This is a genomic window from Chitinophaga sp. RCC_12, assembly GCF_041360695.1.
GTDB lineage: Bacteria > Bacteroidota > Bacteroidia > Chitinophagales > Chitinophagaceae > Chitinophaga.
Window position 1 is genome coordinate 670,906 of sequence record NZ_JBFUPS010000003.1, and the last position, 15,444, is coordinate 686,349.

Genomic DNA, 15,444 nt, shown 5'->3' on the forward strand with positions numbered 1-15,444 from the left:
GTGCTGATAAAGTTTCAGATGATTTTGAATTCGCAACTCTCTTATCGACCTACCTGTTTGCTGTAATGATTACAGCTTAACATGTTTTTGCGGCAATTAAAAATGTTGGAGTGCGTACAGCGCTGCAACAAATACGGGATAATAATGCCATGCCATGAAAGAAATCAACCTCTTGCTGGTATACATTATTTTCTTTCGATTGGTACAATGATGAACTGAATGTCAAAAGCCTTTTATGAAAAGAGCATTTTATTTGTTAGCTGTGGCGTGCGGATTATTTATATCCCCGCAGGTATTTGCACAGCAATCTACGGACTCTCTGTTAACCAGCGCTACCCTGCAGGAATGTGTGCGGTATGCCCTTTCCCACCAGCCGGTCATCAGGCAATCGCGCATCGATGAAGCGATTACCGACAGAACAGTGAAAAGTAAGCTGGCCGACTGGTACCCACAGATCAACCTGGATTATAATATCCAGCATTACCTGGAACTGCCCACCTCCATTTTTGGTGGTAATCCTACCAAAGTAGGCGTGGCCAATACTTCTACCGCGCAGTTCGGACTGAATCAGAACCTCTTTACCCGTGATCTCCTACTGGCTACCAATACGGCAAGGGATGTACGGAAACAAAGCCATCAGACCACGGCACGCAACCAGATAGACCTGGTGGCAGATGTGAGCAAGGCTTACTACGACGTACTCCTCACTACACAGCAGATCAAAGTATTGAGTGAAGACATTATCCGCCTGGAACGCAGCCTTAGAGATGCGAATAACCAATACGCCAGCGGTATTGTGGATAAAACCGATGCCAAGCGCGCTACCATTTCACTGAACAATGCCCGCGCACAACAAAAGGCCGCACGTGAACTGCTCACCTCCAAACAGGCTTACCTGAAGGAACTGATGGGATATCCACTGAACGGCGGCGATGTGCCGCTGACGGAGGATTCCGCTTCCGTAGCAGCAGAGGTAACAGGGGCGGACACCCTGTTGACGGCCGATTATAAAAACCGCATTGAATACCAGTTACTCGAAACACAGCAAAGCTTACTGCAGGCTAACCTGAAATACAATAAATGGAGCTACCTGCCCACCGTATCTGCTTTTATTAACTACTCTTTTGCTTATCAGAATGAGCAATTTGGCAAGTTATACAGTGAGAATTTCCCCAACTCTTTACTTGGATTGAAATTATCCTTACCCATTTTCCAGGGAGGAAAAAGAGTACATAACATCCGCATGGCAGAACTCCAGATCCAGCGTACACAATGGGATTTCGCGGCTTTAAGAAGCCAGATCAATTCGCAGTACGCACAGGCAATGGCTGCATATAAAAGTAATTACAACGACTATCTCACATTGAAAGAAAATGTACAGATGGCACAGGATGTATACGATATGTTACAACTGCAGTATAAGGAAGGGATCAAAACCTACCTCGATGTACTGGTGTCTGAAACAGAACTGCGCACTGCGCAACTGAATTTTTATAATTCCATGTACCAGGTGCTGTCCAGCCGGATAGACCTGCAAAAAGCATTAGGAACCTTAACAGCTAATTATTAAATGGTAACCGGAACGGATATGAAAAAAATGAACAACATTGTCTTAATCAGCGCTGCCAGTATCCTGGGCTTTACTGCCTGTAAAGGTCCTGCCCAGAAAGGAGCGCCTGCTGTGCCCCCTACACCGGTAAATATTGCGGAGGCATCCGTAGCACCGGCCGTTTATTATGATAAGTATCCCGCCACAGTAGTAGCGTTGAACCAGGTGGAACTGCGTTCCCAGGTGTCAGGGTTTATTACCGGGATCTTTTTTAAAGAAGGTGAAGTGGTGCAGAAAGGAAAGACCCTGTATGAAATAGACCGCCGTAAATATGAAGCGGCTTATTTGCAGGCACAGGCAAATGTGGCCAGCGCGAGAGCCACCTTTGAGAGAGCAAAAAAAGATGATGACCGTTACCAGCGACTGGCAGAGCAGGATGCGGTAGCCCGTCAGATACTCGATAATGCGAAAGCGACGCTGGAAACTTCCCGCAGCCAGCTGGCTGCAGCAGAAGCCAACCTGTCTGCTGTGCGTACCGACCTGGATTATTCCCTGATCAAAGCGCCGTTTACCGGGCGTATCGGTATCTCACAGGTAAAGCTGGGCGCACAAGTGAGTCCCGGTACAACCCTTCTGAATACCATCTCCAGCGAAAACCCGATAGGTGTTGATTTCGTGGTAACAGAAAATGATATCTCCCGTTTTGCCGCCATGCAGGGCAGCAAAGCCAGCGACTCCACCTTCCGTTTGCAGTTGTCCGATGGCACAGAGTTCGTTCATGCCGGTAAGATCCTGGCTATCGACCGTGGGGTGGATAACCAGACCGGTACTATTCGCGTGCGTATCGAATTCAGTAATCCTGACGACCGCCTGAAAGATGGTATGAGCTGCGTGTTGCGTGTGTTGAATGAACAATCCGGCGAAAGGCTGATCATTCCTTACAAAGCCATCACCGAGCAGATGGGTGAATACTTTGTATTCATTGCAAAAGATTCTGTGGCAGCCCAGCAAAAAGTACACCTCGGACCAAGAATCGGCGACAGGATCGTGATCATGGACGGTATCCAGGCCGGCGATAAAGTGATTACAGAAGGCTTCCAGCGTTTACGTGATGGCGGCAAGATACAGATAGGAATACCAGCCGCACCAACAGGCGCGCCTGCGAAGAAATAGTTTATCAGTAGAATCAACAGCAGAAGATCATGATTGCAGATACTTTTATAAAACGACCCGTAACGGCTATAGTAATATCTATAGTACTGGTGCTGGTAGGGATATTGGCGATGATGAACCTGGCCATTGGCCAGTATCCGGAAATTTCACCCCCCACTGTGCAGGTAACAGGTACCTATACCGGTGCGGATGCACAAACGGTAGAACAAACCGTGGCCACGCCCGTGGAAGTGCAGGTGAATGGTACGCCGGGCATGACCTATATCAACACCAACAACACCAGCAGTGGTCAGATGAGTATGACGGTTAACTTTGAAGTAGGTACCGACATCAACATCGCCGCACTGGATGTGCAAAACCGTGTGGGTATTGCGCAGCCTACCCTGCCACAGGAAGTACAGCGTTTGGGCTTAACCGTTAGAAAGCGTAATCCCAGCATTCTCATGCTGGTAGCTTTGTACTCACCCAAAGGCACACACGATATTACCTTCCTGGATAACTACACCAACGTATATGTAAAAGATGCGTTGCTGAGGGCTAAAGGCGTGGGTGATATCTTTACCCGTGCAGATGATTTCAGTATGCGTATCTGGCTGAAGCCCGATAAGCTCGCAGAAATGGGCGTAACTGCCGAGGATATACGTGCAGCGCTGGCAGAACAGAATGCGCAGATCACCGCAGGTTCCGTGGGTGCGCCGCCGCAACAAACCGGGCAAACCTTTGAATACAACATCTTCACCAAAGGACGTTTATCCACCCCCGAGGAATTTGGAAATGTGATCATTAAAACGCGTCCGTCAGACGGAACGCTGGTATACCTGAAAGATGTAGCCCGTGTGCAGTTAGGTAAATTCAACTACGCGGGTAACAACTTTGTGGATGGCAAGCGCGCAGCCTACCTGCTGGTTTACCAGGCGCCGGGAAGCAATGCGATTGAAACAGCGAAGAATGTTACGGCAGCAATGGAAGAACTGAAGAAACAGTTTCCAAACGATGTGGAATATGTAGTGCCATTTGAATCCGTATCTGTAGTAAAAGTATCCATAGAGGAAGTATTGCACACACTCGTGGAAGCGCTGATACTGGTAGTGATAGTGGTGTTCCTGTTCCTGCAGAGCTGGCGCGCTACCTTGATCCCCGTATTAGCTATCCCGGTATCCATTATCGCCACATTTATCTTCTTCATCCCGCTTGGATTTACCATCAACACCCTTACTTTGTTCGGTTTCGTACTGGCCATTGGTATCGTGGTGGATGATGCCATTGTGGTGGTAGAAGCAGTGCAGCATAATATTGACCATGAGAAAATGTCGCCGAGAGACGCTACTGCAATGGCCATGAAGGAAATATCCGGGCCGGTAATTGCGATTGCGCTGATCCTCGCGGCGGTGTTTGTGCCGGTAGGGTTTATACCTGGTATCGTTGGTCGCCTGTATCAGCAGTTTGCGATCACCATCGCCATCTCTGTAATGATCTCTGCTTTTGTAGCCTTGTCATTAACACCGGCGTTGTGTATCCTGTTGCTGAAACCAATGCACCTGGATAAAGATTCAAAGGGTCTGAACAAGTTCTTCTTTAAATTCAACCGCTGGTTCGGGCATACTACTTCCCGTTATTCCATGGGAGTTAAGAAGAGTATCCGCTACTTCCGCTTTGTAGTTGTCATCCTGATCTGCATTTTTGTGGGAACGATGATGTTATTCAAAGCTAAGCCCACCGGGTTCATTCCTACCGAAGATGACGGACGTATTTACATCACCTTCGATCTGCCCGAATCTTCTTCTACAGAACGTACGCTGGCTGTCATGCAGCAAATGATGAAAGACCTGGACAACACCGAAGGTATTGCCCACTATGCAGCGCTCGGGGGGTTGAACGTGGTAAACTTTGCCACCAAATCAAACAGTGCTACGATCTTTTGTCAGCTGAAACCCTGGGATGAACGCAAGCCGGATTCCCTGCAGGTTTTCGGACTGGTAGCTGCGCTGCAGAAAAAGTTATCGAAATACAAAGAAGCAAACGTAGTGGTAATTCCACCTCCGGCCATTCCGGGTCTGGGATCTACTGCAGGGTTCTCGTTTATACTGGAGCAAAAAGGAAGCGGCGAGGTGAAAGCGTTTGAAGGGGTATTACAGAACTTCCTGGCCGCCGCCAACAAACGCCCTGAAATAGCCAAGGCATTCTCCTTCTTCACCGCACGCACGCCCGGCTACCAGCTGGACATCGACCGTGAGAAGGCGAAGAAAATGGGGGTGAAGATCTCTGATATTGCTACTGCATTACAAACATACATGGGTAGCGCTTATATCAACGACTTCACCATCTATGGCCGTAACTTCCGCGTGGTAACGCAGGCGGATTCCACCTACCGCGGGGATATCAAAAATCTGAGCCAGTTATTTGTACGCAATGCAGCCGGTTCTATGGTGCCACTGAGTTCTCTCACTTCTTATAAGGTGATAGAAAGCGCCCCGGTAATTTCACACTATAACCTGTTCCGCTCTGCGGAAATAAATGGTAACCCGGCGCCGGGATACAGTAGTGGTGATGCCATCAATGCGCTGAAAGAAGTGGCGGCGCAAACCCTGCCGGATGGATATGGTTATGAGTTCTCCGGTTTGAGCCGCGAGGAACTCCTGTCGGGTTCCAAAACGGTGTACATCTTTGCACTGTCTATCATCTTTGTGTTCCTGTTCCTGGCCGCATTGTACGAGAGCTGGTCAGTACCGTTCTCCGTACTCCTGGCGGTGCCTATCGGCGCCTTTGGGGCCATTACAGTGCTTACCTTCCTGCCGAAGCTGAGCAACAACGTATACGCACAGATCGGTTTGATCACGCTGATCGGTTTGTCGGCCAAGAATGCGATCCTGATCGTGGAATTTGCGAAGGAACGTGTGGATAAGGGCATGGACCTGGTAACAGCGGCAGTGGAAGCAGCGAAGCTGCGTTTACGCCCTATTATCATGACTTCCCTGGCCTTCCTGCTGGGTATCCTGCCGCTGGTATTTTCGTCCGGCGCAGGTGCGGAAGCGCGTAAAACAATGGGCTGGACCGTATTGGGTGGTATGTTTACCGCCACCTTCCTGGCCATCTTTATAGTGCCGGTGCTGTACGTGGTGATCACCCGTTTGGCTTACGGCAAAGAGAAGCTCCGTAAAATGAAAGAGAATTATCAGTCTGTACCGGAGCACGATGTGCAGGGCAGGTTGTAATAAAAGAGAAGGGTTTATAATTGTACATACACGAAGAGGCGTTGCGAAAGCAGCGCCTTCTTTGTTTTATTCCGGAAGGATACGTTTGCCGTCTTTGTCGAAGTGACGGGTTAATTCCCATTCAGTATCTCCTACCAGGTACATGGTGCCTGCTACTACAGCGCCCACGGTGATATACCAGAACCAATCGGACTGGCGCTGAAAAAGAAGTGCGCATGCAACGCCGCTAACCACCAGTATCACGCCTACACGCCGCGAAATATATGCGGCATATTCATTGGCAGAGCGCCACATTTCAGGCGTTTTGGTAGACAATACGCTGCGGTAACCATACCAGGATTTAGGACTTTTAGGCGGGAAACGGTGTATGAAATACCCAATGAGATAGAAGAAGATGCCCGCAAAAATAGCTGGATTACAATAAGTGGAATGTAAGAAACGTAACCACATGGTCCGGGGTTTTGGTTACCATAAGTTACGTAAAAAACGCGGATTTTGTCTTTCTCGCTGATTACGCTGATTTTACTGATTACCTTGATTTTACTTTTTTGATTTTATAAAGGATTTTAAAAGATTAGGGGAGATATAAGCGAAAATATCCGCTTATATCTCCCCTAATCATCTAAAATCCAAAGTGATCAAATCCCTAAATCAGTAAAATCAGCGTAATCAGCGGGAAAGACAACCTCCGCGTCAGTGCTTCGTGGTATCCGCCGCCGGTTTCTTCTTGCCGAACAGGCCGTTCAGGGTGTTTTTCACGGATTCGCCGGCTTGTTTGCCTACGTTGTCCAGTGGCTTGCCCGTGGCGGGTTTGGTAGAATCCTTCTTTCCGCTGAGTTGATCTTTGAGTTGATTTTTCAGGGAATTGACAGCGGTATTTTTGATCTGGTTAAGACTGTCCTTTACCGTATTTTTTACGGTGTCTATCTTGTTCTTAACCAGTTCTGTTGCCTGTGATTTGAGGTTGTTGGCCGTTTCACGCAGGTCGGTTTTTACGCTGGGCTTGAGAATGTTTCCGGCCATTAATACCTGCAGGTGAACGCTGTCGCCCAGGTTGATGGGGATGCCTTTGCTTTGTGCCTGCGACGCCAGGTTGTTCACCAGCGTATTGCCTGCGGCGCCCATCATGCTGCGTGGCAGTGCCAGCTGCAGTGTGTAATCGAGCGACTGGTCAAAGCCGTGGGAACCGGCGATATCCATTCGTATACCATTCACCGTTACTTTGAACGGGTTTACTTTTACGCGTCCGTTTTCAAAAGAGAAATAGTTTTTAATGTCACGCAGCGAGAGGTCTTTCAACTGTGTTACATTAAGGGTGTTGGCCAGCTGGTCAACCGGGGCAAACTGTTTCAGGAATCCTTGTACAAGCAGCAGGTTGCCATCTCCGGTAAGCGTACTCAGATCGGGCGACATATCTTTTCCCAGCTTACCATGCATAGTTAACTGCGAGGTAATTTTACCGGAAAGGAATTTACCGATCGGCATTAATTTCTGTACGGTGTTGAAGGTGTTGAATGTTTGTTGTACATCCAGGTTTTGCACGTCGTAGGCCAGGTTGATATCAGGGTTTACTTTGCTGGCTTTGGTGCTGTAGTTGCCGTTTATTTCCATAGTACCCTGCAGGGCATTGGCTTTCAGCTGCTGCATGGTTACTGTTTCATCTTTTACCAGCAGCTTGCCGGATACATTGGTAAGATCGGCTTTATCGTAGTGGATCTTATTCACATTGGCCTGCAGTCCTAAATTCAGGTTAGCAGGTACCGCAAATGGGGTAGCGGCAGCCGAATCCTTTTTTGCAGTGGCCGGATCGGTGGAACTGGTGCTGGTGGTACCCATCCATTTGTCGAGGTTGATTTCATCTGCCTTGAAATTCATTTGTCCATCCAGCGGCTCGTTTTTAAACGTATAGGCGAGCAGGTTATTCACTTCTCCGTTGGCTTCAAAGTTGGTACCCAGGTATTGTCCGTTAAGGTCTTTCACCGTCACGTTTTTAGGGTTGAACTGTAAGAAGAGATTATTCACTTTTACACCATCGGGATAATCTTTGCTTTTATAGAGCATATTGCTCAGTTGTAGTGTGCCGGCGGCATAGAAGCGATCGTACTGTTGTTTTTCGATAGCGCTCATGTTGCCTTTGGCGCTGATGTCGGCATCCAGCAGGCCGGATAAGTTGGTGCCAGCTTCGAGTTTTACAAACTGGGTGATTTTAGAAAGATCCAGTTTGCCTTTGGCAGCTGCATCTACATACATATCAGATACCGGTGTTTTAATGAGCATGCGGAGGTCCAGCGGCGTGTTATCCATTTCCAGGTGGCCGGTGGGCATATCTATCACGGTATGATCCGGTACACCATCGGGATTGCTGATCTTCATGGCAATCTGGATATTTTTTACCGGTTTTGGAAGATCAGGATATTGGAAGAAACCATCTTTTACGGCCAGATCCAGTCCAAACGCAGGCATTTGCACAGGAGAATAATTGCCTTTTACGAACCCGCCAAAAGCGGCGGTACCACTGGTTTTTATCTTATCGAAATCTGTTTTATATACCGCAGGTATTAAAGACAACAGGTCTTTAAAATTGGTGGAAGGAGCTTTAAAGCTCATATCCATACCATAGGTGGAATCATTTACCAGCTTAAAGAACCCTTGCAGCGCCAGTTCCAGGTTATTGAGAGAGGCTTTGCCATCTTTAAACGTATAGGTGTTGGTGTTATTATCCACCTGGATAGCGGCATCCAGGGTGGTTTTTACCTGCGATAAATAAGGAACGAGGCCATACCGGAAGGTAATGCCACCGGCGGTGGTACTGGTTTGCAGGAGGAACTGGTCCTGTGTAAAGTCGCCCTTGCCCTGGTGGTTCAGGCCTGTAACGAGTAATTCCATGTTGCCCTGGCGGTCATCGTAGTTCACCCAGGCATCTTCAATTTTATATTGCTGTAAACTGAGTGAGAAGCTGCTTTTGCCGGTGTCGGCAGGACTTGCGGCGGTGGTATCGGGCTTCATGATATCCCAGTTGGGTACACCATCTTTATTAACAATAGCGTGTATACGTGGCTGTAAGAGTGCAATATTGTAGATGTCCATTTTATCTCCCTTGATCACACTCATCAGGTTGAGGGCTACATCTATTTGTTTTACAGAAAGAAGGGTATCGGCAGCAAATTCTCCTGTGCCGATCACCTGCAGGTCTTCCAGGCCAACGGCCAACCGGGGGAAGTGGCGGAATAAGCTGATATCCACATCTTTAAAATCTACTTTGGCGGTCAGCTGTTTATTCAGTTCTGTTTTTACTTTCGCTATTATTTTGTCTTTAAAGAAATAGGGGATGGCAATAGCGGCCAGTATCAAGACCACCATTGTGATACCCACAATTTTCAGGATCTTTTTGAGCATAGGTTATCTATATTTTGGGGGTGAAGATAAGCATAATGTGTAAACGAGGAAATGTGGGTGCAGGACCATCTCTGCACTATTTCGTATTTTAGCGGCAATAATCAGCGTATGACACCGGAAAGAAGAGAAAAATTATTATCTGTATTGGGCAAGCGGCAGGCTAATTTAACCGTAGTGCTGGAGGATGTACAGGACCCTCATAATGTGTCGGCGGTGATGCGTACATGCGATGCCGTAGGAATACAGGATATTTATATCATCACCTCAAAAGCGCCGCGGATAAAGAACTGGGGTCACAGAAGCAGCAGCAGTGCCAAACAGTGGCTTACGATACATGATTTTGATAATGCGGCAGATTGTTTTGCCGTATTGCGCAGCAAATATGATAAAATATTAACGACACATCTCGCCGCAGATGCGGTGAGTCTTTATGATATTGATTTCAGTGGCTCCGTAGCATTGGTTTTTGGTAATGAGCAGAACGGCGTGAGTGATGCCGCCAGGGCAATGGCAGACGGAAATTTTATTATTCCCCAGATGGGTATTATCCGCTCCCTGAATATTTCGGTAGCCTGCGCAGTGAGTATTTATGAGGCCATGCGTCAGAAAACCATTGCAGGGCATTACAGCAAACAGGGATTGCCGGAAGCACAGTATCAGACTTTACTGACGGAATGGGGATTCAAGGCACACGATCTGGATGAAGAAAATTAACCGCTCCTTATGGCATTAGCAGGTACACATTTCGAAGTTTCGCCGCCATTGTCGGATATCGTGAAGCATTTTTACGTGATGCAATCCGGCCGGGACTTCGTTACCACTACCGCGCACCTGTCGCCCAACTATGAAATGATGTGGCTGTTCAATTTTGGCGCCCCTGTAAGGTTCTCTTTTGCCGCAGCCCCGCTGGATGATAGGCAGATAGATAAAGTGGCTGTTTTAGGCCCTTTAAGGAAGATGTTGAACTACGAATTGCTGCCGGAAACAGACCTGTTGGCCGTGGTATTCAACCTGGATGGTTTTTACCGGCTGTTCCAGGTGCCGGTAGATGCATTGAATGATGAACAGCTCCATCACCCCGGTGATTTTATGGAGCAGGCATCTGCACATGAATTATGGGAAGTATTGAAAAGAACGCCTTCTTCAGCAGAAAGGGTGGAGATACTGAAGGATTATATCTCCACGGCAGCACATGCAGCGGAGGAAGGGGCACTGCCGCTCCTGAACGGCGCTGACTATTTTAATGATCAGCTTATTCAGCCGGCGAAAGCCATTGCTGCGGATGCAGACCTCTCCGAACGCACGGTGCAAATGCGGTTTAAGAAATATGTTGGTTATTCCCCTAAAGAAATGCTGCGGTTTCTACGCTTCAAGCAGGTGATTAGCAGCATAGAACATAATACAGCGGATTCGATCGACTGGTTTGATCTGATCCACGACTTCGGGTATCATGATCAGAGTCACCTGATCAAAGATTTTCAGTACTACCTGGGAACCACGCCTGAAACGTTTATTAAACAAATTGCGCGTAAGGAGTTTTGTACCACGAAGCCGGGGAAACGGTATTAGGTAAAGTTATTGCACAAAAAAATCCCTGGCCATTTGACCAGGGATTCGCATTTATACTTACATAAACCCTTATGCACTGCAGGTAACGCAACCTTCTTCCATGGTGCAAACTGCACCCACCACCATTTCTTCTGCCGCGCTGTCGCCGCCGGTAGCAACTACTGGCTGGATTTGCTGACCGCCTTGTTTCTCTACGGTAAACTGAACGGCCTGAGTGGCTGCCTGAGTACGCAGGTAGTACATACCGGTTTTCAGACCTTTCTTCCAGGCGTAGAAGTGCATGGAGGTAAGTTTACCGGTAGTAGGTGTGTCAACGAACAGGTTCAGTGATTGTGACTGGCAGATGAAAGCTCCGCGGTCAGCCGCCATATCAATGAGGTTACGTTGTTTGATTTCCCAAACTGTTTTGTACAGTTCTTTAATATTTGCAGGTATTTCAGCAATGTTCTGGATAGAGCCATTGTGTGAAATAATCTTTGTTTTCATATCATTATCCCACAGTCCCAGTTCTACCAGGTCTTTCAGCAGGTGTTTGTTCACCACTACAAACTCACCGCTCAATACACGACGGGTGTAGATGTTGGAAGTGTATGGTTCAAAGCACTCGTTGTTGCCGAGGATCTGTGAAGTGGAAGCGGTAGGCATTGGCGCCAGCAGCAGGGAGTTGCGGATACCGTCTTTCACGATAGATTTTTTCAGGCTTTCCCAGTCCCAGCGTGCGGAAGGTTTCACATCCCACATATCAAACTGGAGGATACCTTTGGACGCGGGGGAACCTTTAAAGGTTTCGTAGGCGCCGTCTACTTTTGCGAGATCGTGGGAAGCGCTTAAACCTGCGAAGTAGATGGTTTCAAATATTTCGCTGTTCAGTTTTTTAGCTTCATCGCTTTCAAACGGATAACGCATCAGGATAAACGCATCAGCAAGACCTTGCACACCCAGTCCTACAGGGCGGTGGCGCATGTTACTGCGTCTGGCTTCCTCGATAGGGTAGTAGTTGTTATCGATGATCTTGTTGAGGTTCAGGGTAGCCTGGTAAGTTACTTCGTATAATTTCTGGTGATCAAATTTACCGTCAATTACAAAGCGGGGCAGTGCCAGGGATGCGAGGTTACAAACCGCCACTTCGTCTGCATCGGTATACTCGATGATTTCCGTGCAGAGGTTGGAACTCTTGATGGTACCCAGGTTTTGCTGGTTGGATTTGCGGTTGGCCGCATCTTTATACAGCAGGTAGGGGTTACCGGTTTCTATTTGCGCATCGAGGATGGCAAACCACAGATCCTGTGCCTTTACTGTTTTACGGGCGCGTCCTTCCTGTTCGTATTTGGCGTACAGGGCTTCAAATTCATCACCCCAGCATTCGTGCAGTCCTGGTGCTTCGTGCGGGCAGAACAACGACCAGTCGCCGTTGGATTCCACGCGTTTCATAAACAGGTCTGGCATCCAGAGGGCGTAGAACAGGTCGCGGGCGCGCATTTCTTCTTTACCGTGGTTTTTGCGCAGATCCAGGAATTCGTAGATGTCGGCATGCCATGGTTCCAGGTAGATAGCGAAAGCGCCTTTGCGTTTGCCACCACCCTGATCCACGTAGCGTGCTGTATCGTTGAATACGCGCAGCATCGGGATAATACCATTGGAAGTACCGTTGGTACCACTGATGTAGGATCCTGTAGCGCGGATGTTATGAATGCTTAAACCGATACCACCGGCGCTCTGTGAAATTTTGGCCGTTTGTTTCAGGGTATCGTAAATGCCTTCGATGCTGTCGTCCTGCATGGTGAGCAGGAAGCAGGAAGACATCTGTGGTTTTGGAGTGCCTGCGTTGAACAGGGTAGGCGTGGCATGTGTAAACCAGCGCTCACTCATCAGGTTGTATGTTTTGATGGCAGACTCAATGTCTTCTTTGTGAATGCCAACAGATACGCGCATCAGCATATGCTGGGGGCGTTCCTGAACTTTACCGTCTGTTTTCAGCAGGTAAGAACGTTCCAGTGTTTTGAACCCGAAATAGTCAAAGGCAAAGTCGCGGTCGTAGATGATGCTGGAATCCAGGATTTCTGCATTTTTCCGGATGATTTCCCAAACGTCGTCAGACAGCAGCGCTGCATTTTTGCCGGTTTTGGGATCAATATAATCATACAGTTTCTTCATCGTTTTGGAAAACGACTTGATGGTATTCTTATGCAGGTTGCTTACTGCTATGCGGGAAGCCAGCAGTGCATAGTCCGGGTGCTTTGTAGTAAGGGAGGCGGCCGTTTCGGCAGCCAGGTTGTCGAGTTCGCTGGTGGTTACACCATCATACAAACCTTGTATCACTTTTTTCGCTACATCTATGGCATCTACATATTCTGTATTGAAACCATAGCAAAGTTTTTCAATACGCGCAGTGATTTTATCGAACTTCACTGCTTCTTTCCTTCCATCTCTTTTGATTACGAACATGGGTTTGCGAATTTAAGAGGTTAGTAATTCAAAATGTTTTAAAAATCTTCTTCCAGGCTGAATGTCTGTGATTCTTTTGTACCACCCATTACGCCGGATTTCTGGTAATCTCCCACACGTTTTTCAAAGAAGTTGGTCTTACCCTGTAAGGAAATCATTTCCATGAAGTCAAAAGGATTAGACGCATTAAATATCTTGTTGTAGCCCAGCTCACCGATCCATCTGTCTGCCACAAATTCAATGTATTGCGACATCAGTTCGGCATTCATGCCGATCAGTCCAACCGGCAGGGCTTCTGTGATAAATTCTTTTTCATAGCTCACTGCATCGCGGATGATGCCGTGTACCTGTTCTTCACTCAGTTTATTTTCCAGCATGCTGTAAAGCAGGCACGCGAATTCGCAATGCAGCCCTTCATCACGGCTGATCAGTTCGTTGGAGAAGGTTAAGCCCGGCATCAGGCCTCTTTTCTTCAGCCAGAAGATAGAGCAGAAACTACCGCTGAAGAAGATACCTTCTACAGCAGCAAATGCCACCAGGCGTTCGGCGAAGTTGCCGTTTTCAATCCAGCGTAATGCCCATTCCGCTTTTTTCTTTACCGCGGGTACGGTATCGATAGCGTGGAACAAACGGTCTTTTTCTGTACCGTCTTTTATGTAGGTGTCTATCAGCAATGCATATGTTTCAGAGTGGATGTTTTCCATCATGATCTGGAAGCCGTAAAAACACCGGGCTTCCGGGATTTGTACTTCACTCATAAAGTTTACTGCCAGGTTCTCATTTACGATCCCGTCACTGGCGGCGAAAAATGCCAGTACATGAGAGATAAAATGACGTTCGCCATCATTCAGGCCTGCCCAATCCTTAAGATCACTGCTTAAATCTATTTCTTCTGCTGTCCAGAAACTGGCCTCATGCTTTTTGTATTGCTCCCAGATTTTTGGGTATTTGATCGGCAATAGCACAAAACGGTCCTTGTTCTCTTTTAAAAGAATTTCATTCTCGTTACTCATCTTTAATTATTTTATGGGTACTGTCGAAGGTTTTTGGTTTTTCTTTTGGGGTCAGCATACCGAAATCTTCACTTCTCTTTCCCACAATCCGATTTCAACATCTCTGCTTCCTAAAATCCATACGCTCAGGATTACAAATGTAAGCATCCGGGTAAGGCATGCCCGATATAGTTTTCAACAGGTGTGGAAAAGATATACAACTTTAATGAAAGTATAGTGGCAACGCGTGTTTCACGGGTTTTGCACCTTGTGCATATGTAATATGATTAGCATGTGAAAAAGGGCATGCAAAAATCTGGCTTATATGATTATTTTTTTAACTGTTACGGCTAAATGAATGATGATCAGTATAAAAATGTACCCGGAAAATTTTTGTTAAAAAGATGACCTTCCGTAAATATATATGCGATAATTTTTCATATTTACACTTTTAAGTCTTTTTCATATGCCCGAACCGGTTATCGCCCTTCATGCGGTTAAGAAGAACTACCAGGATGTACCTGTCCTGGATATTGCCCGGCTGGAGCTGCCCGCCGGCATTTACTGGCTGCAGGGGGAAAACGGCGCCGGCAAAACCACCTGCATGAAGGTCATGGCAGGCTTAATCCCCTTCAAAGGGGAAATACTGCTACAAGGAAAGGTGAGTAGCCGGGAACACCCGGTACAGTTCCGCCGCCTGATCAACTACGCGGAAGCGGAACCGCTTTACCCTTCTTTCCTCACCGGCCGCGATTTACTGGAGCTTTACCTCAATACCAAAGGAGGGAACCCGGAAGAGATCCGGGCCATCAGTGAAAAACTCGGTGTGCATATCTTTGTGAATAACCCGGTAAGCAGTTATTCGAGCGGCATGTTGAAAAAATTGTCCCTGCTGCTGGCCTTTACCGGTAACCCGGCCCTCATCCTGCTGGACGAACCCCTTATCACCATCGATACCCGCGCATTGGCTGTTTTGTACGACCTGATCCGCGAGTACAGCGCCAAAGGCGTTTCTTTTTGTATCACTTCCCACCAGCCGCTGGATGAGGAAGAATTAACGGTAACGGGCACACTGAAAGTAGCTCATAAAAACATTACGCTCAGCTGA

General features: G+C 47.5%; 10 protein-coding genes. 6 read left to right on the forward strand and 4 right to left on the reverse strand.

Annotated elements, in window-relative coordinates; translation table 11 throughout:
* Positions 1–235 precede the first annotated feature (235 nt).
* The 3 genes from AB6805_RS12420 to AB6805_RS12430 are packed head-to-tail and all read left to right on the forward strand — an operon-like array spanning position 236 to position 5,934.
* The gene (locus tag AB6805_RS12420) at positions 236–1,570 is read left to right on the forward strand and encodes a TolC family protein (RefSeq protein ID WP_370909738.1); all 1,335 of its coding nucleotides are present in this window, start codon (positions 236–238) and stop codon (positions 1,568–1,570) included.
* A gap of 27 nt (positions 1,571–1,597) precedes the next feature.
* On the forward strand, positions 1,598–2,722 hold the full coding sequence (locus AB6805_RS12425; protein WP_370909739.1) for an efflux RND transporter periplasmic adaptor subunit: 1,125 nt from the start codon (positions 1,598–1,600) through the stop codon (positions 2,720–2,722).
* Between the two features lie 29 nt (positions 2,723–2,751).
* Complete coding sequence (locus tag AB6805_RS12430; RefSeq protein ID WP_370909740.1) at positions 2,752–5,934, forward strand: efflux RND transporter permease subunit; 3,183 nt, start codon at positions 2,752–2,754, stop codon at positions 5,932–5,934.
* Between the two features lie 66 nt (positions 5,935–6,000).
* Here AB6805_RS12430 and AB6805_RS12435 read toward each other — a convergent pair whose 3' ends face one another.
* The gene (locus AB6805_RS12435; RefSeq protein ID WP_370909741.1) at positions 6,001–6,384 is read right to left on the reverse strand and encodes an SdpI family protein; all 384 of its coding nucleotides are present in this window, start codon (positions 6,382–6,384) and stop codon (positions 6,001–6,003) included.
* A gap of 243 nt (positions 6,385–6,627) precedes the next feature.
* Complete coding sequence (locus AB6805_RS12440) at positions 6,628–9,330, reverse strand: AsmA-like C-terminal region-containing protein (RefSeq protein WP_370909742.1); 2,703 nt, start codon at positions 9,328–9,330, stop codon at positions 6,628–6,630.
* A gap of 51 nt (positions 9,331–9,381) precedes the next feature.
* Here AB6805_RS12440 and AB6805_RS12445 point away from each other — a divergent pair, with 51 nt between their 5' ends.
* Positions 9,382–10,044, forward strand: a complete 663-nt coding sequence (locus AB6805_RS12445; protein WP_370909743.1) for a TrmH family RNA methyltransferase — start codon at positions 9,382–9,384, stop codon at positions 10,042–10,044.
* A 9-nt stretch (positions 10,045–10,053) separates the two neighbouring features.
* Positions 10,054–10,899 carry a helix-turn-helix domain-containing protein gene (locus AB6805_RS12450; protein ID WP_370909744.1) on the forward strand — a complete coding sequence of 282 codons (846 nt, stop codon included), beginning with the start codon at positions 10,054–10,056 and terminating at the stop codon, positions 10,897–10,899.
* A 69-nt stretch (positions 10,900–10,968) separates the two neighbouring features.
* Here AB6805_RS12450 and AB6805_RS12455 read toward each other — a convergent pair whose 3' ends face one another.
* Positions 10,969–13,344, reverse strand: a complete 2,376-nt coding sequence (locus tag AB6805_RS12455; RefSeq protein ID WP_370909745.1) for a ribonucleoside-diphosphate reductase subunit alpha — start codon at positions 13,342–13,344, stop codon at positions 10,969–10,971.
* Between the two features lie 38 nt (positions 13,345–13,382).
* Positions 13,383–14,357 carry a ribonucleoside-diphosphate reductase small subunit gene (locus AB6805_RS12460; RefSeq protein ID WP_370909746.1) on the reverse strand — a complete coding sequence of 325 codons (975 nt, stop codon included), beginning with the start codon at positions 14,355–14,357 and terminating at the stop codon, positions 13,383–13,385.
* Between the two features lie 445 nt (positions 14,358–14,802).
* On the opposite strand from AB6805_RS12460, the gene AB6805_RS12465 reads away from it, so the two are divergent.
* Positions 14,803–15,444 carry an ATP-binding cassette domain-containing protein gene (locus tag AB6805_RS12465; protein ID WP_370909747.1) on the forward strand — a complete coding sequence of 214 codons (642 nt, stop codon included), beginning with the start codon at positions 14,803–14,805 and terminating at the stop codon, positions 15,442–15,444.